The sequence below is a fragment of the Escherichia sp. WS1152 genome, from assembly GCF_046487665.1.
GTDB lineage: Bacteria > Pseudomonadota > Gammaproteobacteria > Enterobacterales > Enterobacteriaceae > Escherichia > Escherichia coli.
This window is the reverse complement of the sequence record NZ_JBJQJA010000002.1, coordinates 159,002-185,636: the sequence shown is the minus strand read 5'-3', so window position 1 is coordinate 185,636 and position 26,635 is coordinate 159,002. Positions and strand designations below refer to the sequence as shown.

General features: G+C 54.8%; 28 protein-coding genes. 6 read left to right on the top strand and 22 right to left on the bottom strand.

The genetic code is table 11. From position 1 onward, the window contains the following. The first annotated feature begins 30 nt into the window (after window positions 1–30). On the top strand, window positions 31–399 hold the full coding sequence (locus ACJHW7_RS04795) for a YfeK family protein (RefSeq protein ID WP_000719948.1): 369 nt from the start codon (window positions 31–33) through the stop codon (window positions 397–399). A gap of 2 nt (window positions 400–401) precedes the next feature. Here ACJHW7_RS04795 and cysM read toward each other — a convergent pair whose 3' ends face one another. The 7 genes from cysM to murR all read right to left on the bottom strand — a co-directional run bounded on the left by cysM (window position 402) and on the right by murR (window position 7,193). Further along, the gene (gene cysM / locus ACJHW7_RS04790) at window positions 402–1,313 is read right to left on the bottom strand and encodes a cysteine synthase B (protein WP_040234855.1); all 912 of its coding nucleotides are present in this window, start codon (window positions 1,311–1,313) and stop codon (window positions 402–404) included. 133 nt (window positions 1,314–1,446) lie between these two features. Then, on the bottom strand, window positions 1,447–2,544 hold the full coding sequence (gene cysA / locus ACJHW7_RS04785) for a sulfate/thiosulfate ABC transporter ATP-binding protein CysA (RefSeq protein WP_000021036.1): 1,098 nt from the start codon (window positions 2,542–2,544) through the stop codon (window positions 1,447–1,449). Next, window positions 2,534–3,409 (bottom strand): sulfate/thiosulfate ABC transporter permease CysW, encoded by an 876-nt coding sequence (gene cysW, locus ACJHW7_RS04780; protein ID WP_000852686.1) that lies wholly within the window; start codon window positions 3,407–3,409, stop codon window positions 2,534–2,536. The genes cysA and cysW overlap by 11 nt, the downstream gene beginning before the upstream one ends. After that, on the bottom strand, window positions 3,409–4,242 hold the full coding sequence (gene cysT, locus ACJHW7_RS04775) for a sulfate/thiosulfate ABC transporter permease CysT (protein ID WP_000458418.1): 834 nt from the start codon (window positions 4,240–4,242) through the stop codon (window positions 3,409–3,411). The genes cysW and cysT overlap by 1 nt, the downstream gene beginning before the upstream one ends. Further along, the gene (gene cysP / locus ACJHW7_RS04770; protein WP_000290223.1) at window positions 4,242–5,258 is read right to left on the bottom strand and encodes a thiosulfate/sulfate ABC transporter substrate-binding protein CysP; all 1,017 of its coding nucleotides are present in this window, start codon (window positions 5,256–5,258) and stop codon (window positions 4,242–4,244) included. The genes cysT and cysP overlap by 1 nt, the downstream gene beginning before the upstream one ends. A gap of 157 nt (window positions 5,259–5,415) precedes the next feature. Then, window positions 5,416–6,207, bottom strand: a complete 792-nt coding sequence (gene ucpA, locus ACJHW7_RS04765) for an SDR family oxidoreductase UcpA (RefSeq protein ID WP_000517430.1) — start codon at window positions 6,205–6,207, stop codon at window positions 5,416–5,418. Window positions 6,208–6,335: 128 nt separating this feature from the next. Further along, complete coding sequence (gene murR, locus ACJHW7_RS04760) at window positions 6,336–7,193, bottom strand: HTH-type transcriptional regulator MurR (protein ID WP_040234856.1); 858 nt, start codon at window positions 7,191–7,193, stop codon at window positions 6,336–6,338. Between the two features lie 163 nt (window positions 7,194–7,356). Between murR and murQ the strand changes: the two genes are divergently transcribed. Genes murQ through pbp4b form a run of 3 tightly spaced genes read left to right on the top strand, consistent with a single transcriptional unit; the run spans window position 7,357 to window position 10,988 of the window. Continuing rightward, on the top strand, window positions 7,357–8,253 hold the full coding sequence (gene murQ / locus ACJHW7_RS04755; protein WP_001175611.1) for an N-acetylmuramic acid 6-phosphate etherase: 897 nt from the start codon (window positions 7,357–7,359) through the stop codon (window positions 8,251–8,253). A 3-nt stretch (window positions 8,254–8,256) separates the two neighbouring features. Continuing rightward, on the top strand, window positions 8,257–9,681 hold the full coding sequence (murP, locus tag ACJHW7_RS04750) for a PTS N-acetylmuramic acid transporter subunit IIBC (RefSeq protein WP_040234857.1): 1,425 nt from the start codon (window positions 8,257–8,259) through the stop codon (window positions 9,679–9,681). Between the two features lie 2 nt (window positions 9,682–9,683). Beyond that, the gene (pbp4b, locus tag ACJHW7_RS04745; protein WP_040234858.1) at window positions 9,684–10,988 is read left to right on the top strand and encodes a penicillin binding protein PBP4B; all 1,305 of its coding nucleotides are present in this window, start codon (window positions 9,684–9,686) and stop codon (window positions 10,986–10,988) included. A gap of 57 nt (window positions 10,989–11,045) precedes the next feature. Here the strand turns inward: pbp4b and yfeX are convergent, their stop codons facing one another. The 4 genes from yfeX to ACJHW7_RS04725 form a co-directional block, all read right to left on the bottom strand. Then, window positions 11,046–11,945, bottom strand: coding sequence for a porphyrinogen peroxidase (yfeX, locus tag ACJHW7_RS04740; protein WP_000084590.1), 900 nt, complete (start codon window positions 11,943–11,945; stop codon window positions 11,046–11,048). A 95-nt stretch (window positions 11,946–12,040) separates the two neighbouring features. Continuing rightward, window positions 12,041–12,616 (bottom strand): RpoE-regulated lipoprotein, encoded by a 576-nt coding sequence (locus tag ACJHW7_RS04735; protein ID WP_000838945.1) that lies wholly within the window; start codon window positions 12,614–12,616, stop codon window positions 12,041–12,043. Window positions 12,617–12,676: 60 nt separating this feature from the next. Then, on the bottom strand, window positions 12,677–13,126 hold the full coding sequence (locus ACJHW7_RS04730; protein WP_001313137.1) for a DUF2919 domain-containing protein: 450 nt from the start codon (window positions 13,124–13,126) through the stop codon (window positions 12,677–12,679). Further along, entirely contained in the window at window positions 13,113–13,538 is a 426-nt protein-coding gene (locus ACJHW7_RS04725) for a GNAT family acetyltransferase (protein ID WP_000406000.1), read from the bottom strand. The genes ACJHW7_RS04730 and ACJHW7_RS04725 overlap by 14 nt, the downstream gene beginning before the upstream one ends. Window positions 13,539–13,751: 213 nt before the next feature. Between ACJHW7_RS04725 and amiA the strand changes: the two genes are divergently transcribed. Together amiA and hemF are read left to right on the top strand one after the other, a co-directional pair. Next, window positions 13,752–14,621, top strand: coding sequence for an N-acetylmuramoyl-L-alanine amidase AmiA (gene amiA, locus ACJHW7_RS04720; RefSeq protein ID WP_000102891.1), 870 nt, complete (start codon window positions 13,752–13,754; stop codon window positions 14,619–14,621). A gap of 3 nt (window positions 14,622–14,624) precedes the next feature. Beyond that, window positions 14,625–15,524: an oxygen-dependent coproporphyrinogen oxidase gene (gene hemF / locus ACJHW7_RS04715; protein WP_040234859.1), complete on the top strand. Its 900-nt coding sequence runs from the start codon at window positions 14,625–14,627 to the stop codon at window positions 15,522–15,524. Between the two features lie 5 nt (window positions 15,525–15,529). On the opposite strand, the gene eutR is transcribed toward hemF, so the two are convergent. The 11 genes from eutR to eutN all read right to left on the bottom strand — a co-directional run bounded on the left by eutR (window position 15,530) and on the right by eutN (window position 26,543). Continuing rightward, on the bottom strand, window positions 15,530–16,582 hold the full coding sequence (gene eutR, locus ACJHW7_RS04710) for an HTH-type transcriptional regulator EutR (RefSeq protein WP_000753709.1): 1,053 nt from the start codon (window positions 16,580–16,582) through the stop codon (window positions 15,530–15,532). A gap of 45 nt (window positions 16,583–16,627) precedes the next feature. Beyond that, window positions 16,628–17,128 carry an ethanolamine utilization microcompartment protein EutK gene (gene eutK / locus ACJHW7_RS04705; protein WP_001295463.1) on the bottom strand — a complete coding sequence of 167 codons (501 nt, stop codon included), beginning with the start codon at window positions 17,126–17,128 and terminating at the stop codon, window positions 16,628–16,630. Window positions 17,129–17,140: 12 nt separating this feature from the next. Next, window positions 17,141–17,800, bottom strand: a complete 660-nt coding sequence (gene eutL / locus ACJHW7_RS04700) for an ethanolamine utilization microcompartment protein EutL (protein ID WP_040234860.1) — start codon at window positions 17,798–17,800, stop codon at window positions 17,141–17,143. Between the two features lie 9 nt (window positions 17,801–17,809). After that, complete coding sequence (gene eutC, locus ACJHW7_RS04695; protein ID WP_000372367.1) at window positions 17,810–18,697, bottom strand: ethanolamine ammonia-lyase subunit beta; 888 nt, start codon at window positions 18,695–18,697, stop codon at window positions 17,810–17,812. Between the two features lie 20 nt (window positions 18,698–18,717). Continuing rightward, entirely contained in the window at window positions 18,718–20,079 is a 1,362-nt protein-coding gene (gene eutB / locus ACJHW7_RS04690) for an ethanolamine ammonia-lyase subunit alpha (protein ID WP_040234861.1), read from the bottom strand. An 11-nt stretch (window positions 20,080–20,090) separates the two neighbouring features. Beyond that, window positions 20,091–21,494 (bottom strand): ethanolamine ammonia-lyase reactivating factor EutA, encoded by a 1,404-nt coding sequence (eutA, locus tag ACJHW7_RS04685; protein ID WP_040234863.1) that lies wholly within the window; start codon window positions 21,492–21,494, stop codon window positions 20,091–20,093. Continuing rightward, complete coding sequence (gene eutH / locus ACJHW7_RS04680; RefSeq protein ID WP_000512373.1) at window positions 21,491–22,717, bottom strand: ethanolamine utilization protein EutH; 1,227 nt, start codon at window positions 22,715–22,717, stop codon at window positions 21,491–21,493. Before eutH ends, eutA begins: the two co-directional genes overlap by 4 nt. A gap of 99 nt (window positions 22,718–22,816) precedes the next feature. Continuing rightward, window positions 22,817–24,004: an ethanolamine utilization ethanol dehydrogenase EutG gene (gene eutG / locus ACJHW7_RS04675; RefSeq protein WP_001330930.1), complete on the bottom strand. Its 1,188-nt coding sequence runs from the start codon at window positions 24,002–24,004 to the stop codon at window positions 22,817–22,819. Beyond that, window positions 23,994–24,830: an ethanolamine utilization protein EutJ gene (gene eutJ, locus ACJHW7_RS04670; RefSeq protein WP_040234865.1), complete on the bottom strand. Its 837-nt coding sequence runs from the start codon at window positions 24,828–24,830 to the stop codon at window positions 23,994–23,996. The genes eutG and eutJ overlap by 11 nt, the downstream gene beginning before the upstream one ends. A 10-nt stretch (window positions 24,831–24,840) precedes the next feature. Continuing rightward, a complete protein-coding gene (locus ACJHW7_RS04665; RefSeq protein WP_001075665.1) occupies window positions 24,841–26,244 on the bottom strand; it encodes an aldehyde dehydrogenase family protein in 1,404 nt (467 codons plus the stop codon). Between the two features lie 11 nt (window positions 26,245–26,255). After that, window positions 26,256–26,543, bottom strand: coding sequence for an ethanolamine utilization microcompartment protein EutN (eutN, locus tag ACJHW7_RS04660; protein ID WP_000762196.1), 288 nt, complete (start codon window positions 26,541–26,543; stop codon window positions 26,256–26,258). Window positions 26,544–26,635: the final 92 nt, after the last annotated feature.

Genomic DNA, 26,635 nt, shown 5'->3' with positions numbered 1-26,635 from the left:
GCTATCACAAAACAAGGATAAGGTAATTCAATGAAGAAAATCATTTGTCTGGTCATTACACTACTAATGACACTCCCCGCTTACGCGAAGTTAACTGCCCATGAAGAAGCCCGCATCAACGCCATGCTGGAGGGATTAGCACAGAAAAAGGATTTGATATTTGTGCGCAACGGTGATGAACATACCTGCGATGAAGCGGTTTCTCATCTGCGTCTGAAGCTCGGCAATACCCGTAACCGCATTAACACTGCCGAGCAGTTTATTGATAAGGTTGCTTCGTCATCATCGATTACCGGGAAGCCGTATATCGTGAAGATGCCCGGTAAGAGCGATGAGAATGCACAGCCTTTTTTACATGCGTTAATTGCGCAGACGGATAAAACAGTGCCTGCGCAATAATCTTAAATCCCCGCCCCCTGGCTAAAATGCTCTTCCCCAAACACCCCGGTAGAAAGGTAGCGATCGCCACGATCGCAGATGATCGCCACCACCACCGCGTCAGGGTTAGCTTTTGCCACCCGCAGTGCTCCGGCAACCGCGCCGCCGGAGCTGACGCCACAGAATATTCCTTCCCGCACCGCCAGTTCGCGCATGGTGTTTTCCGCATCGCGCTGATGAATATCCAGCACCTCATCCACCAGCGAAGCGTTGAAAATCCCCGGCATATACTCCGCAGGCCAGCGGCGAATGCCGGGAATGCTGCTGCCCTCTTCCGGCTGTAGGCCGACAATCGTTACCGGTTTGGATTGTTCGCGCATAAAGCGTGAAACGCCGGTGATAGTGCCGGTCGTCCCCATGCTGGAGACAAAATGAGTGATGCGCCCGCCGGTTTGCTGCCAGATTTCCGGCCCGGTGGTGGTGTAATGCGCATAAGGGTTATCGGGATTATTGAACTGATCGAGCAGCTTTCCTTCGCCACGATTCGCCATCTCCAGCGCCAGATCGCGCGCACCTTCCATGCCCTGCTCTTTGGTGACAAGAATCAGTTCCGCACCATAAGCACGCATCGCCGCACGGCGTTCCTGGCTCATGTTGTCGGGCATCAGCAATTTCATGCGATAGCCTTTAAGCGCGGCAATCATTGCCAGCGCAATGCCGGTGTTACCACTGGTGGCTTCGATTAACACATCACCCGGTTTAATTTCCCCGCGCTTTTCCGCCTCGACGATCATCGAAAGCGCCGCACGATCTTTCACCGAACCGGCCGGGTTATTGCCTTCCAGTTTTAACCACACTTCACTGCCGTTATTCGGCCCCATTCGCTGCAACTTCACCAGAGGCGTATTGCCTATTGTTTGTTCTAATGTACTCACGATCTCTGTCCATACGTGGTGTTGCCTGATGCGACGCTTGCGCGTCTTATCAGGCCTACAGGTTACAAACCTTGCCATTAAAAAGCCCGGATCGCGGGAAGCGCCTCCGGGCGTTTAACATTCACTCAACCTATCAGGCGCTTTGTGCGAGAGCAAGTTCCTCATCTCGGGTTTCGATACGCTCGTCGCCGTTATACAGCCGCGCATGTTGCAGACCAACGAATAAACGCTCGCCACGCTGCGGGGCATCGTCGCCATGCATCACGACCGTCAGCGGTTCGTTGTACCACCCCAGCGGCTGCACCACTAATTGGGTGTAGTGACCTTTCGGGCTGGCTTCCAGTACCTGTACCGGCAGCGGCGAATCGAGACTGGTACGGCGGCTGATATCCACTTCCCACGGGCGCAGGAAGAGATCCACCGGCCCCTGATACGCAGGTGTGTAGCCCAGCGGCCAGCGATGTGCGCCAACATGGAACTGCCCGCCGCGAATGGTTCCCTGCAGGCGGTTCACTTCGCCCATAAATTCGAGTACAAAACGGGTCGCTGGTTCGCGCCATACCTGGTCCGGCGCATCAGCCTGCTCGATATTGCCCTGGCTCATCACCACTACACGATCAGCTACTTCGGTCGCTTCTTCCTGGTCATGGGTCACGAACACGCTGGTGAATTTCAGCTCTTCATGGAGTTGACGCAGCCAGCGACGCAGCTCTTTACGCACCTGCGCATCCAACGCGCCAAACGGTTCATCAAGCAGCAGAATTTGCGGTTCCACAGCCAGCGCGCGCGCCAGCGCCACACGCTGTTTCTGGCCGCCGGAAAGCTGCGCCGGATAACGATCCGCCAGATGGGCAAGCTGCACCATTTCCAGCAATTTTGTCACTTTCGCTTTGATGGCTGCGGCATTCGGGCGCTCGCGACGCGGCAGCACCGTCAGGCCAAAAGCGATATTGTCGAACACCGTCATATGGCGGAACAGCGCGTAATGCTGGAACACGAAACCGACTTTACGATCACGTGCGTGCAGGCGGCTCACGTCGGTGCCGTGGAAGCGAATATGCCCGCTGGTTTGATGCTCCAGCCCAGCGATAATGCGCAGCAGCGTGGTTTTCCCGGAACCGGACGGCCCCAGCAACGCGACCATCTGACCTGAAGGAATATCCAGTGAGATATCGTTCAGCACCTGGGTGCGACCAAACGACTTCTTAATATTGGCAATCTCAATGCTCATGATGTTCCTCCTGCTGTGCGCGTTTTTCCTGATTCTCCAGGCGCCACTGCAACATACTTTTTAAAAACAGGGTGATAATCGCCATCAGCGTTAACAGCGCCGCAGCGGTAAAGGAGCCGACGGTGTTGTAGTCCTGCTCCAGCAATTCAATCTGTAACGGCAGCGACAGGGTTTCGCCGCGAATCGAGCCGGAAACCACCGACACCGCGCCAAACTCGCCAATTGCGCGGGCGTTGGTCAACACCACGCCATAAAGCAGCGCCCAGCGAATGTTCGGCAATGTGACGCGGCGAAACATCTGCCAGCCAGACGCGCCAAGCAAAATCGCCGCTTCGTCTTCCTGGCTGCCCTGGCTTAACATCACCGGCACCAGCTCGCGCACCACAAACGGACACGTCACAAAGATGGTGACCAGCACCATTCCCGGCCAGGAGAACATAATTTGCAGATTATGTTCATCCAGCCAGCCGCCCAGCGGGCCGTTAGAGCCGTAGAACAGCAGATACACCAGACCGGCAACCACCGGCGATACGGCAAACGGAATGTCCAGTAGCGTCAGCAGTAACTGGCGTCCAGGGAAGTTAAAGCGCGTCACCAGCCAGGCCAGCAGAATGCCGAACACCAGGTTTACCGGTACGGCAATCAGCGCGATCATCACCGTCAGCCAAATCGCGTGCAGCATGTCCGGATCGGCCAGATTCTGTAAAACCGGCATCAGCCCCTTGCTGAATGCCTGCACGAAGATGTAAATCATCGGCACCAGCAGGATGAACGCCGATACCAGCATCCCGATGCCAATCAGAAACCATTTGCCCCAGTTAATCGGGCGCGCGTCATAACGCTTCAATTGGGTAACTTCCGCCATTAATGACCTACCACACGCCGACCAAAGCGACTTTGCAGAGTGTTAATTGAGAACAGCAGTATCAGGGATGCCGCGAGGATCACCGAAGCAATCGCGCTCGCCGCCGGGTAATCAAACTCCTGCAAGCGCACAAAAATCATCAGCGACGTCACTTCCGTCTTCCAGGCGATGTTCCCGGCGATAAATATCACCGCGCCAAACTCACCAAGACTACGGGTAAACGACAACGCCACGCCCGCCACCAGCGCCGGAGAAAGTTCCGGCAGCACCACTTTGCAGAAACTCTGCCAGCGCGTTGCACCAAGCGTTTCCGCCGCTTCTTCATATTCCGGGCCTAACTCTTCCAGCACCGGCTGCACGGTACGTACCACAAACGGAATGCTAGTAAAGGCCATCGCCACCGCAATCCCCAGCCATGTATAGGTGACTTTGATATCAAACTTCGCCAGCCATTCACCGTAAAAACCGTTTACAGAAAAGAGCGAGGCCAGCGTTAAACCGGCGACTGCCGTTGGCAGCGCAAAGGGTAAATCCATCAGCGCATCAAGCAGCGTGCGGCCCGGAAAGCGATAACGGGTTAAAATCCACGCCATCAGCAGGCCGAAAACGCCGTTAAAAATTGATGCCACAAACGCCGACAGCAGCGTCACTTTGTAGGCCGCGACCACCTGCGGGTTGGTGATCACTTCCCAGTACTGCGCCCAGCTCATCTCAGAAAGCTGCATCACCAGCGCGGAAAGCGGCAGCAGCAAAATCAGGCAAACAAACAGCAGACTGGTGCCGAGGCTTAAGGTAAAGCCCGGCAGCACGCGTCTTGAAGAAACTGCAAACATTAATTACGCCCCGCCGCTAACAGCTTGTCTAACTCGCCGCCGCTGGTGAAGTGGGTTTTCATCACTTCCGGCCAGGAGCCAAATTTGTCTTCCACGCGGAACAGCTCGGTCTGCGGGAATTTATCTTTCAGTTTGTCCATGACTTCCGGGTTATTCACGCGGTAGTAATAGTCGGTGATGATGGTTTGCGCCTGCGGGCTGTAGAGCCAGTTCAGGTAGGCTTTTGCTGCTTTTTCCGTACCGTTGGCCTGCACGTTTTTATCGACCCACGCCACCGGGAATTCCGCCAGAATGTTGGTTTTCGGAATCACCACTTCAAAGCCCTGCGCTTCATACTGTTTGCGGATGTTGTTCACTTCCGACTCGAAGCTGATCAGCACATCGCCCAGGCCGCGCTCGGCAAAAGTGGTGGTCGCGCCACGACCGCCAGTATCGAACACTTCAACGTTTTTCAGGAACTGGGTCATAAACTGTTCGGTTTTGGCTTTGTCGCCACCGTCAGCTTTATCCGCTGCGCCCCATGCCGCCAGATAGGTATAACGCGCGTTACCCGACGTTTTCGGGTTCGGGAAAATCAGTTTCACGTCGGAGCGCACCAGGTCGTTCCAGTCGTGGATATTCTTCGGGTTGCCCTTACGCACCAGGAAGCCCATGGTGGAGTAGAACGGCGAGCTATTATTCGGCAGGCGCGACTGCCAGTCCGCCGGGATAAGCTTGCCTTTATCGTGCAGAATTTGTACGTCGGTCACCTGGTTATAAGTGACAACGTCGGCTTTTAAGCCCTGCAAAATTGCCAGCGCCTGTTTTGATGACCCGGCATGAGATTGTTTTATCGTCAGTTTGTCGCCGCCGTTATCTTTGGCCCATTGCTGTTCAAACGGCGGGTTCAGGGCGGCAAACAGCTCGCGGGAGACGTCATAAGAACTGTTCAGCAGTTCCGTTGCCTGTACATGGCCCGCCAGCAGCAGAGAAGCGACCAGCGCGAGTGAGTTCTTTTTCAGTAAGTTAACGGCCATTGCGCACCCTTATAAATTTAATGACTTTCTAATAGCCATCATATTTATAACGGACGTGAAAGGAGTAACGGTTTTATATACCGTTTGGTGATTTGGAAGTTGAAAAGGGAATAAGACGAAATCCTCCCCACACATGCAGGGAGGAAACAGAGGTGAATCAGATACCGACGCTAACCGTCTCCGGCAGTGTGCTGCCGCCATCAATCACATTCTGTGTACCGGTTAAATAGCTGGATTCATCCGATGCGAGGAAGGCCGCCAGTTCGCCGACTTCCAGCGGATCGGCGAGGCGACGCAGCGGGATTGCTTTTGCCATTTCAGTCAGCACTGACTCTGGATCTTCCGGGTTCGACTGGCGGGCAATGCTTTCCGCCATTGGTGTGCGAACGTATCCAGGGCATATGGCGTTAACGCGAATACCAGACTGCGCATACTCCACCGCCAGCGATTTTGTCAGGCCAACAATCGCCGCTTTCGTTAAGGCGTACGCCGTTTCACCCGGATCGGCCACCATATCGCCAGTGACCGAAGACATCATCACAATGCGACCATCTTTGCGGGCAATCATCTCCGGCAGCACCGCCTTCGTGACGTTCCATACGCCTTTAATATTGATGTCAATATGGAAATCGCGATCGTCATCGCTCATATCGAGGAAACTGCCCAGACGACAAACGCCTGCGTTATTCACCAGGATATCAATGCGCCCTTCTTTTTCCTTCGCGCGTTTGATAGCTGCGGCTACCGACGCCGGGTCACGCACATCGGCGACAACCGCCGTACAGCGATGACCACGACCACACAGTTCGTCCGCCAGCTTTTCGATCTCAGGGGAGATATCCAGCAAGATTAGGTTTGCGCCATGACGCGCAAAAGTTCTGGCAATTCCTTCGCCAATTCCCTGCAATGCGCCCGTAATCAGTGCTGTCTTGCCCGTGAGTTTACCCATTTTAATGCTCTCCTTGTTAATACAGAGCGTTACACTCCATTCCCTCTGAAAATACAGGATAAACAAAATATTGCTGCGGATCAGCTCACTAATTCAGGAAAATCTCAATCCAGTCGCTGCTTTATGCATCATTTCAGGCGTTGTGTTAGCTCACTGCTGCGCTGAATCATTTTCAATGACTCCACATCATTGAGTTGCACAAGACCAACAAACAGTAAATCGGTAACAGAATTTTGCGCCGTGCGGGTAGACATCGACGAGCTACGCCATTCGGTTTCACCGGAAACGGTATCGAGCGTGAAATGCGCCAGCCGCCGCAGCGGAGAGTCAGCCAGAGAAGTAATGGCAATCACCGTTGCCCCCTGCTTTCGTGCCGCTTCTGCGCACAAGACAATCTCTTTTTTACTGCCGCTGTAAGAGATAGCGATTTGTACATCGCCTTTTTTCAACGCCTGGGAAACGGTGGCTTGTACGTGCGTGTCGGCTTCGCAGGCCACGCGATAGCCAATTTTCATCAGTTTGAACGACAGATCGCGCCCCACCAGCGCCGATCCGCCCAGGCCCGTTATCTGGATAAACGGTGCTTTACTGATGACCTCAATGATTTTTTGCAGCCGCGCGTAGTCGAACAACGTGCAGGTTTGCTCCAGCGCCAGCTCTTTTTCGCGATTCAGTTTGCGGGCAATCACTTCCAGCGAATCATCACTGGTAATCGAACTGTGCAGGTGCAGCGCAGTGGCATTCGTTTTCTCCCGGCTGGCACTGTATTCGCCTATTAACGCCATACGCAATTCAGTAAATCCTTGTGCGCCGAGCTTCTGGGCAAACTTCACAATACTCGACTGGCTGATGCCGAGCTGTTTCGCCATCTTGCGCGAAGAGACGGATTTCAGCTCACTCACGTTGGCCCGCAGAAAGTCAGCAATTTTTTGCTCGTTCTCGGTAAATTCACTTTCCGCATTGCGTATTTTCGTCAGGTACAACATCTTCCACTCTCCTGGGCTGGCAGCAAAAATTCCGCTTAAGTTCTTATGACGCTCTTCACACTCTGCGAGTGTAGACTCAATGATTCCTTTAAGTCTGTCAATTCGGGATATATGATTCCATACATCTGCAATTATTTGATCGTAAATAGTAAGGTCACCACCGATGCAACTTGAAAAGATGATTACCGAAGGCTCGAACGCCGCCTCGGCTGAAATTGACCGCGTATCAACGCTGGAAATGTGCCGGATTATCAACGATGAAGATAAAACTGTACCACTCGCCGTTGAGCGCGTACTGCCGGATATCGCCGCGGCGATCGATGTTATCCACGCCCAGGTCAGCGGCGGCGGTCGTCTGATTTATCTCGGTGCGGGAACATCCGGTCGTCTGGGGATTCTGGATGCCAGCGAATGTCCGCCCACCTATGGCGTGAAACCGGGTTTGGTGGTTGGTTTGATTGCTGGAGGCGAATATGCCATTCAGCACGCGGTGGAAGGCGCTGAAGATAGCCGGGAAGGTGGTGTTAACGACCTGAAAAACATCGGCTTAACCGCGCAGGATGTGGTGGTTGGCATTGCGGCCAGTGGTCGCACGCCGTATGTAATTGCCGGACTGGAATACGCACGCCAGCTCGGCTGCCGCACAGTGGGAATTTCCTGTAATCCGGGGAGCGCCGTTTCAACCACCGCAGAGTTTGCCATTACACCGATTGTAGGTGCCGAAGTGGTTACCGGTTCTTCGCGGATGAAAGCAGGTACAGCGCAGAAACTGGTGCTCAATATGCTCTCCACCGGGCTGATGATTAAATCTGGCAAAGTGTTCGGCAACCTGATGGTCGATGTGGTCGCCACCAACGAAAAACTGCATGTGCGCCAGGTCAATATTGTTAAAAACGCCACCGGATGTAATGCCGAACAAGCGGAAGCGGCGTTAATTGCCTGCGAGCGCAACTGTAAAACGGCCATTGTGATGGTACTGAAAAATCTCGATGCCGCAGAAGCTAAAAAACGCCTGGATCAACACGGCGGCTTTATTCGTCAGGTTTTAGACAAGGAATAACCCATGGTCAAAGAGATCAGCAGTGAACTTCTGAACACCATTCTTACCCGTGTCGGCGGACCGGGAAATATCGCCAGTTGTGGTAACTGTATGACGCGCCTGCGTCTGGGTGTACATGACAGTTCACTGGTTGATCCCGATATCAAAACGCTGGAAGGCGTGAAGGGCGTCATTTTGACCAGTGACCAGGTGCAGGTCGTTTTTGGGCCTGGTAAAGCGCATCGTGCCGCAAAAGCGATGAGCGAGCTGCTGGGAGAAGCACCGGTACAGGATGCCGCAGAAATCGCCGCCCAGAACAAACGTCAGTTAAAAGCCAAACAAACCTCCGGCGTGCAACAATTTCTCGCCAAATTCGCCACCATCTTCACGCCGCTTATCCCCGGTTTTATTGCCGCCGGTCTGCTGCTGGGAATAGCGACGTTAATTGCCACGGTGATGCACGTTCCGGCAGATGCTCAGGGCACGCTACCCGACGCGCTGAATTTTATGAAGGTGTTCAGCAAAGGTTTGTTCACCTTCCTGGTGATTCTGGTGGGCTATAACGCCGCCCAGGCATTTGGCGGCACGGGCGTCAATGGCGCAATTATTGCCGCACTCTTTTTGCTCGGTTATAACCCCGCTGCAACCACCGGTTACTACGCCGGTTTTCACGATTTCTTTGGTCTGCCCATCGATCCGCGCGGCAATATTATCGGCGTGTTGATTGCCGCGTGGGCCTGCGCCCGCATCGAAGGCATGGTGCGCCGCTTTATGCCGGACGATCTCGACATGCTGCTGACCTCGTTAATCACCCTACTGATCACCGCTACGCTGGCCTACCTGATCATTATGCCGCTGGGCGGCTGGTTATTCGAAGGTATGTCGTGGCTGTTTATGCACCTGAACAGTAATCCGCTCGGTTGTGCGGTTTTAGCCGGGCTGTTCCTGATCGCCGTGGTATTTGGCGTGCATCAGGGCTTTATTCCTGTTTACCTCGCGTTAATGGACAGCCAGGGATTCAACAGCTTATTTCCTATCCTTTCGATGGCAGGCGCGGGCCAGGTGGGCGCGGCGCTGGCGCTCTACTGGCGGGCGCAACCGCACAGTGCATTACGCAGTCAGGTGCGAGGGGCGATTATTCCCGGTCTGCTGGGCGTTGGCGAACCATTGATTTACGGCGTCACCCTGCCCCGCATGAAACCGTTTGTTACCGCTTGTTTAGGCGGCGCGGCGGGCGGTTTGTTTATCGGGCTGATAGCCTGGTGGGGTCTGCCAATGGGCTTAAACAGCGCCTTTGGGCCGTCTGGTCTGGTGGCGCTGCCGCTGATGACTTCCGCGCAAGGCATCCTTCCGGCAATGGCGGTATATGCAGGTGGGATTCTGGTGGCATGGGTTAGTGGGTTTATTTTCACCACGCTCTTTGGCTGCCGTAACGTCAATCTGGACTGATTATGAAACGGACAATGCTCTATCTTTCTCTGCTGGCTGTCAGCTGTAGCGTCAGCGCCGCAAAATACCCTGTTCTGACAGAAAGTTCGCCAGAGAAAGCAGGGTTCAACGTCGAACGGCTTAACCAGATGTCGAACTGGATAAGCCAGCAAGTTGAAGCCGGTTATCCCGGCGTAAACCTGCTGATTATTAAAGATAATCAGATTGTGTATCGCAAAGCCTGGGGAGCGGCGAAAAAATACGATGGCAGCGTATTGATGGCACAGCCTGTAAAAGCCACCACCGATACACTGTATGACCTGGCCTCAAACACAAAAATGTACGCCACTAACTTCGCCCTGCAAAAGCTAATGAGCGAAGGCAAACTGCATCCTGACGATCGGATTGCGAAATATATTCCAGGGTTTGCCGATAGCCCGAGCGATACGATTAAAGGCAAAAACACGCTGCGGATAGCCGACCTGCTGCATCACAGCGGCGGTTTCCCGGCAGATCCACAATACCCTAATAAAGCGGTCGCGGGCGCGTTATATTCCCAGGATAAAGGCCAGACGCTGGAGATGATTAAACGTACACCGCTGGAGTATCAGCCCGGCAGCAAGCATATCTACAGCGATGTCGATTACATGCTGCTTGGATTTATCGTCGAGTCGGTCACCGGTCAGCCGCTTGACCGCTATGTTGAAGAGTCGATTTATCGCCCGCTCGGCCTGACGCACACAATGTTTAATCCACTGCTGAAAGGCTTTAAACCGCAGCAAATTGCCGCGACTGAACTGAACGGCAATACCCGCGATGGCGTGATCCACTTCCCGAATATCCGCACCACCACGATTTGGGGTCAGGTACACGATGAAAAAGCCTTTTATTCGATGGGCGGCGTTTCCGGGCACGCAGGTTTGTTTTCCAATACCGGCGATATTGCGGTGTTAATGCAAACGATGCTGAACGGCGGGGGCTATGGCGATGTGCAGCTGTTCAGTGCGGAAACGGTGAAGATGTTCACCACCAGCTCTAAGGAAGATGCCACTTTTGGCCTCGGCTGGCGCGTGAATGGTAATGCCACCATGACGCCGACGTTTGGCACGCTGGCAAGCCCGCAAACCTACGGTCACACTGGCTGGACCGGAACGGTGACCGTTATCGATCCGGTGAATCATATGGCGATTGTGATGTTAAGCAACAAGCCACATTCGCCGGTTGCCGATCCGCAACAGAATCCCAATATGTTCGAAAGCGGTCAGCTGCCGATTGCAACGTATGGTTGGGTAGTTGATCAGGTGTATGCGGCGTTAAAACAAAAGTAATAAAAAGGCCAGTCAGTAATGTTACTGCCTGGCCTTTAATCAATGAATCAGAAACGCTTACAGCGCCATCAACTTGTCCAGCGACGGTGCGAAATAATAGCCGCCGGTTACCGGTTTGGTGAAACGCAACATCGCATCACGCTTACCATCGGTATCGCCAAACATGCTCAGCAGTTGCTGCTCAATGTTATGCAGACGCGCGCAGTAGGCGCAGAAGTACAGACCGTGAGTGCCACTGGCGGTGCCGTACGGCAGGCTCTGGCGAACAATCTTCAGCCCTTTGCCATCTTCTTTCAGATCAACGCGGGTGAGGTGAGAGGTTTCCGGACGTTCGTCGCCGTCGATCTCTTCGTTGGCCTCTTTGGTGCGCCCGATCATCATCTCCTGATCGTGAACGCTCATCCGGTTGAGCTGCTTCAGGTTGTGCTCCCAACGCTGCACAAACACATAGCTGCCGCCGGCATCCACGCCGTCTTTGATAACCGCCACTTCGCGACGCGTCTCTTCACCCGCCGGGTTTTCTGTACCGTCAACAAAGCCGCTCAGGTCACGCTCTTCCACCCAACGGAAGCCGTGGATCTCTTCTTTCACTTCAATGCAGTCACCAAAGGCTTCCATCGCCGCCTGGGCGACAGAGAAGTTTACGTCGTGACGCAGAGAAAGAATGTGGATCAACACATCGAACTGGGTGGTCGGCGCAAGGCCTTTACCGTAGCCCGGAAAATCTTTCAGCTCTTCTGCCCCAACGCCGCCGCTCAGAGCGCGCCAGGTGTTGTTACCAAAGGCAACCACCGCACCAAGATGCGCGTCCGGGAATTTCGCTTCAAAAGTTGCCAGTTTGTCGGCAAATGTTTTACTGGCCGCACGCAGGGCGTCAACTTCCCCTTTTACGTTGGCTTCGATCCAAATCGCCGCGCGGCAATGTTCTGGCAAAATGCCACTCTGAACCTGAGACATTGTTCCTCCTGAAAATAAGAATGCCACGCAATCCGTGGCATTGTTGGGCGCTATTTTACGTGTTTTTTCGCGGCGGCGGTTTGTTCAGACGCAAATTAACGCCGCCAGATAATTTTACTGACTTTCCAGTTTTTCAGGGTATCGTCCGAAGGCATTAACCCTTCAGGACCACTCCATTCCCCGCTGAACTGGTAGCTAATATGTTGACTGCCTTCGGCTTTACATTCGACGGCACGATTATCATCACCATCAGCTTTTTGGCAATTGCCAAATGCTTTGCTGTAAAGGTCGCTAAACGGTGTACCGATTTTAACACCGGTGTCAGCAGGAATATCGCTATCCAGCACATCAATGCGGCTGATCGTGCCTTGATCGCCGTTAATCACCATCGCCACGTTGTCGCCTTTCATCACTTCAAAAAAGCGCACCACGTTGCCGTTCGCGGTTTTCATTCCGCTGCGCAGGCGATAATCGCCATCAAGCGCATCAGCAATGGCTTGTTCTTGCAGTGGTGTGGACGCCGTTAATTCACCCACGCCCTGCTCGCTCACTTTGGTGGACGATCCAAACCAGTTCCACGGATTAGCGGCAGACCAGTTAACTGACGACATCGTGGAACAGCCGGTCAGCATCAACGGCATAGCGCATAACATTAAACGCAGCGATTTCATGTCACTTCCTTTGGTTATTCAATAACGTTGCTTGGAGTGCAAATTCACCAAAAAGTGCCGTTATTCTTTTACTTCATTAAAACAAGCGCGTAAACGTCGATTGGTCAGCAGCCAGATTAACGCCACAATATCCGCCACTACCAGCGCCAGACCGAAACCGCTAACGGATTCACCGTTCAGCCACAGCCACGGTTGCCAGCAAAGTAAAACCACCTGCGCCAACAGCAACAGAAAATAGAGTACACGCCAGGTGCGAGGAAACGTAGCCCGCCGACCGCTCAACAAAAATGCCAGCACCGCCGGAATGCCAGGAATCAGCCCCAGCCAGAAATTATCGTGATCGGGATAAAACAGATTTAGCAGCGCAGTACCCTGCTCGCGCGACGCACCGGCAATGACAAACAGCACCCAGGTTCGCGCCTGAAGCAATAGCACAAGCCAGAAGAGCAAGGGTAAACGCAGGCGACCGTGCGCATCATAATGGACAGGATGAAACTCAGTACTCTTCATCTTCAATCAAACGCTTACCCAGACTCAGCACGTCGGCGTGTTCATATCCCAGGCGTTCATACATTCCGAGCACCATGTCGTTATCTTCCGGCACGTTGATCTGAATTTTCGGGCAGCCGCGAGCAATCAGCTTTTTCTCCAGCCGGTTAAGCAACGCATTGGCAATTCCACGCCCACGAAACTCTGGATGCACGCCAAGATAATAAGCGGACCCGCGATGCCCGTCATAACCGCCCATCACCGTTCCGACCACTTCACCGTTTACCTCAGCGACCAGAAACAAACTGACGTCATGGTTCATCTTACGCTCGATGTCCATTTCCGGATCGTTCCACGGACGCAGCAAGTCGCAACGCTCCCAAAGGGTGATGACCTCTTCGAAATCTTCCTGGCGAAATACGCGTATCTCCATGGTATTCGTTACCTTTTTGCGGGTTAAAAGGCTGATTATGGCGTGAACGGTCGAATTAGCCAATATCTGACGAAAATCGGTTGAAAAAGTGGCATAATGGGGAGTTGTCAACTATTGAAATGAAAAGTAAAACAATTCTCAACAGCAAACGGTCGTAACGGATTACGCGATACGATATAACATCTGGAACTTTATTATTACAACTCAGGCCGTATGAGCACTTTTAAACCACTAAAAACACTCACTTCGCGCCGCCAGGTGCTGAAAGCCGGTTTGGCTGCCCTGACGTTGTCAGGAATGTCGCAAGCCATCGCCAAAGACGAACCTTTAAAAACCAGCAACGGACACAGCAAGCCGAAAGCCAAAAAATCTGGCGGCAAACGTGTCGTTGTTCTCGATCCAGGCCACGGCGGAATTGATACCGGAGCGATCGGACGCAACGGTTCGAAAGAAAAACATGTGGTGCTGGCGATTGCTAAAAACGTCCGTTCCATTTTGCGTAATCATGGGATTGATGCGCGTTTAACGCGTTCTGGCGATACGTTTATCCCACTTTACGATCGCGTTGAAATCGCCCATAAACATGGCGCAGATCTGTTTATGTCAATTCATGCCGATGGCTTTACCAACCCGAAAGCTGCCGGTGCTTCGGTATTTGCCCTCTCTAACCGTGGGGCAAGTAGCGCAATGGCGAAATACCTGTCTGAACGCGAAAACCGCGCCGATGAAGTTGCCGGTAAAAAGGCGACTGACAAGGATCACCTATTGCAGCAAGTGCTGTTTGATCTGGTGCAAACCGATACTATTAAAAACAGCCTGACGCTTGGCTCGCATATTCTGAAAAAGATTAAGCCGGTGCATAAACTGCACAGCCGCAACACCGAACAAGCCGCGTTTGTGGTGTTGAAATCGCCGTCGGTTCCTTCGGTGCTGGTGGAAACCTCGTTTATCACCAACCCGGAAGAAGAGCGACTGTTAGGCACGGCGGCGTTTCGTCAGAAAATCGCCACAGCGATTGCTGAAGGCGTGATCAGTTATTTCCACTGGTTCGACAACCAGAAAGCACATTCGAAAAAGCGATAAGTTATGAAACCCGACGCACACCAGGTTAAACAGTTTCTGCTCAACCTTCAGGATACGATTTGTCAGCAGCTGACCGCCGTCGATGGCACAGAATTTGTCGAAGATAGCTGGCAGCGCGAAGCTGGCGGCGGCGGACGTAGCCGGGTGTTGCGTAATGGTGGTGTTTTCGAACAGGCGGGCGTCAACTTTTCTCACGTCCACGGTGAGGCGATGCCTGCTTCCGCCACCGCTCATCGCCCGGAACTTGCCGGGCGCAGTTTCGAGGCGATGGGCGTTTCACTGGTAGTGCATCCGCATAATCCGTATGTTCCCACCAGCCACGCGAATGTGCGCTTTTTTATTGCCGAAAAACCGGGTGCAGAGCCCGTCTGGTGGTTTGGCGGCGGCTTCGATTTAACCCCTTTCTATGGTTTTGAAGAAGATGCCATTCACTGGCACCGCACCGCCCGTGACCTGTGCCTGCCATTTGGTGAAGATGTTTATCCCCGTTACAAAAAGTGGTGCGACGATTACTTCTACCTCAAACATCGCAACGAACAGCGCGGTATTGGCGGGCTGTTCTTTGATGATCTGAACACGCCAGATTTCGACCACTGTTTTGCCTTTATGCAGGCGATAGGCAAAGGCTACACCGACGCTTATTTACCAATTGTAGAGCGACGTAAAGCGATGGCCTACGGCGAGCGCGAGCGCAATTTTCAGCTCTACCGTCGCGGTCGTTATGTCGAGTTCAATCTGGTCTGGGATCGCGGCACTCTGTTTGGCCTGCAAACTGGCGGGCGCACCGAGTCGATCCTGATGTCAATGCCGCCACTGGTACGCTGGGAGTATGATTATCAGCCAAAAGATGGCAGCCCAGAAGCGGCGTTGAGTGAGTTTATTAAGGTCAGGGATTGGGTGTAACTCCCTCACCCCCATTCCCGCATCCGCTGATGCAACGTCAACGACGGCTTCTCGGCAAACAGCTGCTGGTAATCCGTGGCAAATTGCCCCAGATGCCAGAATCCCCACTGCATGGCGGCGTCTTTTACCGTTGTGCTTTGCGACCACGGGCTTATCAGTTCGCGGCGTACGGCGTTCAGGCGAATGCGTTTCAGCCACGCGTTCGGGCCAATTCCTAAAATAGCGTGAAACGCGTTTTGTAGCGTGCGGCGGCTGACATGCAGTTGATTACACAAGTCCAGCACCGTCACCGGTTCGGACATGTTTTCCAGCACATATTCACGGGCGCGGGAAAGCAACCGACGGTAACTCTGATGACTGATGCTTTCCGCCGTCACCATTGGCTGCGCTTCTTCCAGCATCGCCCCCATCGCCATTAGCAAATTATCCCCCAGCACTTTTCGCACTGCAGGCTGATGAAGATTTTCCGGGTTCTCGCAAAACGTCGCCAGCGCCTGTTGGACAAAGCCCCACAGCGCGGCTTTATGCTGCTCTTTCACTTCCAGCGCCGACTGGCTACGCAACATATGTAATACCCGATCCGGATTATGCAAAAAGTTAGCCTGCCGGGTGATGACATCTTCAGAAAGCACTACGCCCAGGATCGTGTAATCGTCCGGCGTACTTAATTCAAACTCGGTTCCACCAGGGCGCGTCGCTATTTCTGCGCTTCCCAGACATTGCGAACCGATAAATCCCTGCTCACCGCGCGTCGCCGGAATGCCAAACCAGAACGAGTTCGGCCAGACCAGACACGACTGACGCAGCGCCAGACCGGTGTATTCACGAAAAACCTGAATATCATCGAGTAGAATTTCCGTAAATTCACCATGAAACTTGCCCGGATGCAGCTGATCGTAAATCTGCTGCCAGGCGGTAATCGTCAAAGCATGTTCATAGACATCCGTTGTCTGTCGTTGATGAACATTATCCACTTCGACCTTCGGCGTGAGCTTCAGGTTTTCGGGTAAGGGTTCATGATAAAGATGGTGCAAATTGGCTGTACGGGTCTTTTTCATGATGTTAATGCCGGGTGTTGTAGGACACCCGGCACCTCCGACAGGTTAATGGGGCTTGAGACGATAACGACTACTGCGTTTACGTAACGTCCCGGCAGAAAAGAGCTGTTCGAGCGCATTTCTGGCTTTTTCCAGCGGCCAGCCAAAGTGGGCAGCCACTTCTCCTGCCGTCATTCCCTGACGTACTGATGTTAACAGCGCCAACAACTCGTCAGCAGATTCCGCGACGATAACTGGCGCGTCGGGTTCCTTTACGGGTTGCTTCGGCTGGCGGTTAAAGCCAGTAACCAGCCACTGGGTGTCATCGTCTGGCCGACCGATCTCCTTACGGCTGATGACACGCCCGGTACGCATCGCGGCAGCACAACCTGCGTCCAGCGCCGCACGACACGCCGCTAGATCGCCTTCCACCACCAGCGTTAAGCGACCAGGGTCAAGCACTTCGTGACTGAGCAGACGAACGTTAGCTGCTTTGAGCATGGCATCCGCTGCATCTATCGCAGCGACCATGCCGTCCACTTCCAGCAATCCCAGTGCATTGATCATCGGCAACCTCCATTACGCACGCTGGATTGGATTACGCGCGATTTCCAGCACTGCATCGGTAAAGGCGTTACAGGCCGCTTTACACGCTGCCTGGCTACCGGTTAAAAATGCTGCCGAGTAGTTGGTTTCAGACGGTGGCGAGACATAGGTCACCAGCTGTACGTCGGCAGATTTCAACGCTGCATCAATGCCGTAGGTCGCTTCCAGCGGCGGTGCCACCAGATACGCCATCGGATCGCCAAGCGTGATCCCGGCGGTTGATGAGAGATAAGAACCGGTACGCGAAACTACATGTGCCAGGAATGCCGTATCTTGCGCATCATTAGCCCACTGGAAAGCAGCGCCATTTTCAATATGCGCAACCATCGCATCCAGACCGGCACGCACTTCCGCCGGGTTTGGCCCACCAAGCATAATCAGCACTTCACCGGCAGTCGGTGACGGGCCGTGTGCAGCGCCCGCATACAGCGAGCGGCCATACACCACTTCCACCATCGCCTGCTTGGTCGCTTCATCAGCGGCAATGTAGGTGACGTCATCGGAATCAGCAGAAATCAGCCCGAGGCTACGAATATGCGGCGGCAATTTCAGTTCACGCGCAAATTCGGCGTTAACGGAGGCAATCACCCGCATGGCGGTTACCGACGGTCGAATCAAATCTAAAGCTGGCATGATGCCTCCTTATCGGGTCATGTTGATGCCGGATGCTTTCTGCTCCAGCATACGTTTCGCCAAATCCACAATGACGGCTGCGGCTTCAACCGGCGGCGTGCCGCCCTGGTGAATGTTAGAGATGCAGGTGCGATCGGCCTCAACGGTGGTCGCCATACGCGGCGAGTAAACGGCGTAGCAGGAGAGGCTTTCTGACTGCCCTAACCCCGGACGTTCCCCCACCAGCAGGATCACCACTTTCGCGCCGAGGATCTCACCGATCTGATCTTCAATCTTCACGCGACCATAACGAACAAAGAATGGCGTGCCGACTTTCAGCCCGGCCTGTTTCAGGCCCGCCATCAGCGGCGGCAGGATCTCTTCGTAGTTCACAGTGATGGCATCAGTTGACAGGCCATCAGAAATAACGACCTGTACGTCCGGATTAGCAACACACTGTGCTTTCAGCGCTTCAACAGCTTCTGCACACAGGCGGCGGCCCATATCCGGGCGAGTCAGGTAGAGATTTTTGTCGCTAATTTCGGAGCGTACTTCCAGCAAGCCCTGCGCTTTCACCCACTCTTCCGGCACTTCTTTAAGTACGGTATCTTTCGAACGAGAGTGATCGGCCAGGAAACGCAGCAACGCCTGGGTACGCGGACGCGGACCGGCACGACCGGTACAAACGCGGGCCACGGTGCTGCGACGCAGTTCTGTTAACACATCCGCACGATGTGGGTTTTCAACACCAATCCACGCTTTTGCTTCAGCGGAACCTAAATCCAGCGCGCAGCTTTCCGAGGTCACCGGTGCCGCACAGGTGGTAGTGGCGCACTTTGCTTCTGACGGCGCGGGGGCCGTTTGTCCCATTGACGCCATCACGCTGCGTACAATTTCTTCAATCTGTTTTTGATCCATGATGTGTTATCTCCGCGTCATCAGAAGAACAGTGACGGATCGCCCGCCCGTTTGGTCAGGCGACCGTTTGCCATAATGCCCATACTTTCCAGCCAGCGTTCAAACTCCGGTGACGGGCGCAGGTTGAGTAACTGACGCACAGTGGCGGTGTCGTGGAAGGCCGTGGTCTGGTAGTTGAGCATGATGTCATCGCCCAGCGGCATCCCCATGATGTAGTTGCAGCCTGCGGTGGCGAGCAGGATCATCAGGTTTTCGTTGAGGTTCTGGTCAGCGTCAGCGTGGTTGGTGTAGCAGCAGTCACAGCCCATAGAGATGCCGCTCAGCTTACCCATAAAGTGATCTTCTAAGCCCGCACGAATAATCTGGCGGTCATTGTAGAGATACTCCGGCCCAATAAAGCCGACCACGGTGTTGACGATAAACGGATCGTAATGACGCGCCAGCCCGTAGTTACGCGCTTCCATGGTCACCTGGTCTGCGCCGTAGTTGGCACCCGCCGACAGCGCAGAGCCTTGTCCGGTTTCGAAGTAGAGGCAGTTTTCCCCGGCGATACGGTTGAACTCTGCACCCACTGCGCGCGCTTCGTCGAGCATCGCCAGTTCCACGCCAAACTCTTTCAGCCCTTTTTCACTGCCACAGATACTCTGGAAAATCAGCCCGCCTGGTGCGCCACGACGAATCGCTTCGATCTGGGTGGTGACGTGCGCCAGTACGCAGCCCTGAGTTGGGATGTTGAATTTGTCGATCACGCCATAGATGGTGTCCAGCACGCGGCTTAAGTTTTCCACGTCGTCAGTTACCGGGTTGACGCCGATCACCGCATCGCCCACCCCGAAGGAAAGCCCTTCGTAGATTTGCGCGGCGATACTTTGCACGTCGTCACGGGTGTCATTTGGCTGCAAACGGGCGCTGAAGGTGCCCGGAATACCGATGGTGGTATTGGCCTTTTTGATTACCGGCATTTTCTTCGCGCCGTAGATCAGGTCCGCGTTGGAGCAAATCTTCGCTACCGCCGCGACCACTTCCGAGGTCAGCCCTTTGCGGGTAAAGGCAATGTCGTCCACGCTGGTTTCATCGCTCAGCACATACTCACGCAGTTCGCTGATGCTCCAGTTTTTAATCTGGTTGTAGGCCGTTTCGTTAACATCGTCCTGAATCAGCCGCGTCACGCAGTCATCTTCATAGGCAATCACCGGATTATTGCGGATGTCCGCTACGGTCATTTCCGACAACACCTGCTTTGCCGCCACGCGCTCCTGTGAGCTTGCCGCTGCGACGCCCGCCAGCACATCCCCCGAACGCAGTTCGTTGGCTTTAGCCAGCACCTCTTTTACATCCTTAAACTGATATACATTGCCGAACAATGTGGTCTTTAGTTTCATAAGTCGTTCCCTCAGGAAGGAAATGCGAGTGATTTCACCGTCACCGGCACAACCGATCCGCCAAAAAGAGGCGTACCAATGTCGATATAGTCCCCCGCGCGGACAATCACTTCGTCAATGACTGCCAACGGGAGTTGTTGTAGCTGTGGGCGCAACAACATGCCCAGAGCTTTACCAAAGTCCTGCCCGGCCACCACCAGCAGGGGATGCGGATTCGGAAAACGCGCGACGAAATCGACCAACGCGTTGATGACCGTCAGTACCGCGGCGTAACGCACAGGCAGCGAGGCGGGAAGCGCCAGCACGTACGCGTCAGTTTTGGGATCAAGATCCAGCTGAATCAGCGCCTGTTGCCAGGCACCCACCAGATCCGTTTCATCAATCGGGATCGCCACCGGCAAATTGCGCAGCGGCAGTTGTACGCCCTCAAGCCAGATTGTGCTGCCAGAGAGCGAAAGGGTATGCGCGCCCGCGCCAATCACCGTGGCGCGCACGGTTTGCGCCGGAAACTGTACGTTCATCTCACGCAGGCGCGGATGGTCATGCAGCGCCGTTGCCAGCAGCGGGCCAATATCGGCAAAACAGAACGGGTCGGCGGGCTGGTGGCGATAACATTCGCCCACGCCGCCAGAAAGCGTAATGATTTCGGGCGTAACACCTGCGGGCAGCAAACCGGTTTGCATCAATGCCTGCGCGAGCGGTGAGAGCGTTCCGTCAATCACTTCGACAATCAGTTCTGCCATCCGCCGGGTAACCTGCACCAGCTGCGCGCCGGTCAGCGAACGGACGTCAGTGCCTGCACCGAAGCACTCATCCACAATCATCTGCCCCGGTTTATGAGCGTAAACCACGCGCCCCTGGCTGTCGGTTTCCAGCAGGCGACCACCGACGTTGAGGCAGGCGGTGCCGCTGATTTTTCCGGCATCGAACAGGGCGTAGTTCGCGGTGCCACCGCCGATGTCGATATTCAGTACCCGACACAGCCGTTGTTCAGAAAGGGTTTGTGCCCCGGCTCCGTGACCGGCGATCACGGATTCGAGGTGCGGCCCGGCGCTGGCAACGACAAAATCGCCCAGCGACTGAGAGAGCGCCATCACCGCCGGGCGAGCATTGCGGGTTTTCGCGCTTTCACCGGTGATGATGATGGCACCAGAATCAACGCTTTCCGGCTCAATACCCGCAGCCTGATATTGCTCGAGTATTAAGGTTTTCAGTTCCGCTTCTTTTAAACCGCCCTGTTTATCGACAGGGGTAAAGAACACCGGACTTTGCCAGCTAATTTCGCGTTTAATGAATTCGTAGCGCGGCACCTGCGACACCGCCGCACGGTTAACCAGCTCCAGGTGGGAGAAAATCACCTGGGTGGTGGTGGTGCCGATATCGATACCGACGCTCAATAGCTGGCGAGTGTTCACGATTGCGCCTCCGCTTCGGTTTTAGCCGTGGTCGCGTCTTCTTTTGGCACCAGCATCATCGCCACGCCAATCGCCGTTACGCCGCCGATCAATTTGCCGACAATCATCGGGAAGATCATGGCGTTCATGTTGGCAGCGGCGAAGCCTAAGTGGTCGCCCAGGGCGAAAGCCGCGGAAACGGCGAAGGCGCAGTTGATCACTTTGCCGCGGGTATCCATCTGCTTCATCATGCCGAACATCGGAATGTTGTTGGCAAGCGTTGCCACCATGCCGGCTGCCGCGATGTTGTTCATATTCAGTACCTTACCGACGCTCATCAGCGGTTTTTCAAACCAGCGGGTCAGCAGCAGCACCATCGGATACGCCCCTAACAGAACGCAGGAGATAGAACCGATAACTTCAATGGCGCGCATCACCTCACCGGGTTTATCGCCAGGGGCCATAAAGATAGGATCCAGACCGGGGATCAGTTCCCAGCCAAGCAGGAATTTCACTACCGCAGCGGCAAGACCGAGGGTGATCAATGCAACGAGGAATTTGGCGAAGATCTGGAAGCCGTTGATCATTTTTTCCGGGATGAATTTCAGCCCCAGCGCCACCAGAATCGCAACAATGATCACCGGGATCATGTTCATCAGGATCAGGGCGAAAGTGAATTCCACCGGCTGGCCGTTGATCTGAACACCGGAGTACATAGCTACCAGACCACCAGCGATACAACCAATCGGAATGGTCACAATGCCCGCCAGCACGCCGAGCGCCAGATAACGACGGTCAGAAGGTTCGATAATGCCGAGCGCCACCGGAATGGAAAACACAATCGTTGGCCCCATCATCGACCCGAGAATTAACCCAGAGTATAGCCACGCTGCTACGTCGCCGCCCGCCAGCTCTTTGGCGAGGAAGAAGCCGCCCATATCGCACGCCAGCAGCGTTCCGGCGAACATTGACGGGTTTGCGCCGAGCATTTCGTAAACCGGGATAATTACCGGCCCGAGTACGTGAGCCAGTACCGGTGCCAGCGCGGTCATACCGACCATCGCCAGACCCAGAGCGCCCATTGCCATAAAGCCTTCTTCGAACTGACCGCCTGATCCTTCGATACTTTTACCGAACTTACCGAGGAAACGAGCAGAACCGCCGAACTGTGACAGGATCCTGTCTACGGCAGCTATCAGCATAAAGAACATCATGATGTACATGATGATTTCGTTAATTCCCATCGCCTTTACTCCCTGTTAGTTGTTATTTATTAGCGGATGCTGCGTGAAGCCTTATCCGCACTACATGTGCAATCCCACAGACCGGATAAGACGCGGCATTTATTGCGCCGCCGCGTACAGGCCGACAATCTGTTCCAGGCTGGCGGTACGCGGGTTGCTGCGCAGACAAATATCTTCCTGCGCGGCCTGCGCCCATGCACCGTAATGCGCAGATGTCGCGCCAACATCGCCCAGTCGTTTACCAATCCCAACTTCCGCAATCAGCTCACTTACCGCGTTAATAGCGTCACGATCGTCGGATTTTTTAGTTCGCAGTGCCCGACCAATCTGACTAAAGCGTTCGCGACATACCATCCGGTTAAACTCCATCACCGTTGGCAGCAACATAGCGTTCGCCAGACCGTGCGGAATATGCAGCGCCGCGCCCGGCTGATGCGCCATCGCGTGGCACAACCCAAGACCCGCACTGGAAAACGCCATTCCCGCCATACATGAAGCCAGCAACATGCTCTCGCGCGCGGCAAGGTCGTGACCGTAGCCCACCGCTTTCGGCAGCGATTTGCCAATCATCGCAATGGCACCAATCGCCAGACTGTCGGTAAACGGTGTAGCGTTCAGGGCGCTGTATGCTTCAATGGCATGGGTTAACGCATCAATGCCGGTCATCGCCGTGACATGCGACGGCACACCTTCGGTCAATGCGGCGTCGAGGATCGCCACATCCGGCATCAGCGAGGCATGGGCTAACACCTGCTTGCGCCCGCTCACCGCGTCGATAATCACCGTTACATTGGTGGTTTCAGAGCCGGTTCCGGCGGTAGTTGGAATGGCAATCAGCGGCAAGCGCGGTTGCAGAACGCTGGTTTCTGACATCTCTGCCAGCGTGCTATCCGGGTTCGTCACCAGCAACGCCACGGCTTTCGCCGCATCCAGCACCGAGCCGCCGCCAAATGCGATCACCCCGTCACAACCTGACTCACGCAACTGCGCCACGGCTGCACACACGTCGGTAATGCACGGTTCGCCCACCGGACATGGCCAGAGCGTCATGGCGATACCTTTAACGGCCAGGCTACGCGTCAGCCCGGCGGTCATCCCTGCCTGATGCAAAAAGCTGTCTGCCATCACGAACAGATGTTTCAGCCCACGCGTTTGCGCTTGCTGTCCGCAACTGCTCACCGAGCCCGGACCGCAAAGCGTCACCGGTGGAACGCTAAATGTTTTTACCCGTTGCAGATTCAGGGTATCGAACGCCTGAAAGAGCGCGGTCTGCAATTCATTTTGCATATAGCCCCTCCGCTTTCTCTCGCCCACTACTGGCGATCGCCAGCGGGGTCATAAACAAACTGTGCTGCGGTAAATGCACCTGTAACGCCGGGAATTGTTTGCGAAACAGTTCTGCCACGCCCGGTTGCATACAGGAGCCGCCCGCCAGCCATAAATCAGTAATGCCCTGCCCTTCAATATGCCGGGCGACAATGTCCGCCATTTTTTCGTACACCGGTTTCACCGCAGGCCAAATCTCTTCACCGTGACCGCGCTTGTACTGCTCTGCCTCTTCCAGCGGAATACGGCGATTTCCGGCGAGAGTCAGAGAGATGTGATGTCCGCCGGTGGCTTCATCCGCCGAGTACGTCACTTTGCCCTTTTTCACGATGGCAATGCCGGTAGTGCCACCGCCGATATCCACTACGCCTGCGTTATCCAGTTGCAGCAGATCCGCGACTGCGGTTGGCTCATCCAGCACATGGCTCACTTCCAGCCCGGCAGATTCCAGCACGTTGATGGAAATACGCGGGTCCGTACCTGGAGGAAATGAAGTCGCCGCATGGCTAAAACGACGACCGAATTGCTGCTCGAGCGTGTCAAGATGGCGACGAACAATGGTGACCGCGCCGAAGAAATCCCAGACGATGCCGTCGCGAACCACATCGGCCCAGTCGAGGCATACCGCCACCGGCTGACCGTCGCGGTCGACAACCATCGACACCACATCGCAGGTGCCCAGATCCACCCCCAGCCACAGCGGAGATTCCGTCGCGGCGGGCGTCTGGTTACACAGCGTTGCCGCCGTTTGCAGACGTGGGGTGAGCCATTGTTCGTCGTGCGCCATCTGTTACTCCTTAAACAATGCGAAACGCATCGACTAATACACAGCGACGCAGACGGACAAACGTCCGCGCGCTGGTTACCCCTTCACCGGTTGGCGTGGTGATGGTCATGGTGGTCCAGCCTTCCCCGCCCAGCCCCAGCCCGGCAATGCACGGTCCGTTCTTAACGAAAATGCTGGTATCAATGGCATTCGCCATCTGGTTCATGTTCTCGATATTGCGCGAGTGCATTGCCGCCGTGTGGTGGCAACCGCCTTCCAGTTTCACCGCCAGCGCAATGGCATCCGCCACGTTGGCGACGCGCACGACGGGCAACACCGGCATCATCAGTTCAGTCACGGCAAACGGATGTTCTGCGGTGGTTTCCACAAACAGCAGGCGCGTTTCTTGCGGAACTTTAAGGCCGATTGCCGCCGCGATTTTGCCTGCATCGCGACCTACCCAGTCACGGCTGACAGTACCTTTTCCGCGCTCGTCGATATTTTTCAGCAACACCGGTTGCAGCTGCTGCGCCTGTTCTGCGGTCAGTTTCACCGCGTGCTGGCCTTCCATCAGACGCATCAGTTCATCGGCTACGCTATCAACAACAATCAGTACCTTTTCGTCGGCACAAATGATGTTGTTATCGAAAGACGCGCCTTTGACGATGGACTGAGCAGCACGGGCGAGGTCAGCGGTTTCATCCACCACTACCGGCGGGTTGCCAGCGCCTGCGGCAATCAGACGTTTATTGGTGTGTTTACGCGCCGCTTCTACTACCGCTTCGCCGCCAGTCACCACCAGCAGGCCGATACCCGGAAACTTGAACAAGCGTTGCGCGGTTTCGATATCCGGATTTGCCACAGTAACCAGTAAGTTTTCCGGCCCGCCTGCGGCAACAATCGCCTGGTTGAGCAGCGTGATCGCCCGCTGGGAGACTTTTTTCGCCGCCGGATGCGGGGCAAAAATGACGCTGTTGCCCGCGGCAATCAGGCTGATGGCGTTATTAATTACGGTTGCCGCCGGGTTAGTGGAAGGCGTCACCGAAGCCACCACGCCCCAGGGTGCGTTTTCAATTAGGGTCAGGCCGTTGTCGCCAGTCAGCACTTGCGGAGAGAGGCACTCAACGCCTGGTGTACCGCGCGCCTGAGCGACGTTTTTTGCAAATTTATCTTCAACGCGCCCCATGCCGGTTTCACTGACGGCAAGTTCCGCTAAATCTCTGGCGTGTTTTTCGCCTGCTTCACGAATGGCAGCAATGGCTAACTGGCGCATTGCCACGCTCTTTAACCCTTGCTGGGCAATTTTGGCTGCCGCAACAGCGTCATCCAGGGACGCGAAAACGCCCATCTCATGAACGGCGGCGGGCGGCGTGTCACTGCTTTGCATTTTCAGCAGTACCGCTTTCACCACCTGTTCAATATCCTGTTGATTCATGATGTTCTGCCTTATTTGTGGAAAATTACCTGACCGCCAGACACCACCTCATCGACGATGCCAATCACGCACAGATCGACCGGTGACGTTTCGCTTTTATGCGCCTGGCGGGCGGAACTGCCACTCACCAGCAACACCCACTCCCCGGTTCCCGCGCCAATATTGTCGATGGCGACGGCACATTGCCCGTCAGGATTACCTTGTGGATCAATCATTTCCACCATCAGCAATTTGTCATGCGCCAGTCCGTGATGGCGTACGGTACAAACAATTTGTCCAGTGACGACTGCCAGTTTCATACCCGCCTCCGTGGCGTATTTCAGGTAAAAGCTCCCCCTACCCTCCGCGGAAGGTAAAATGAAAAATGAGAGAGCGTGACGCCCGAATCGAC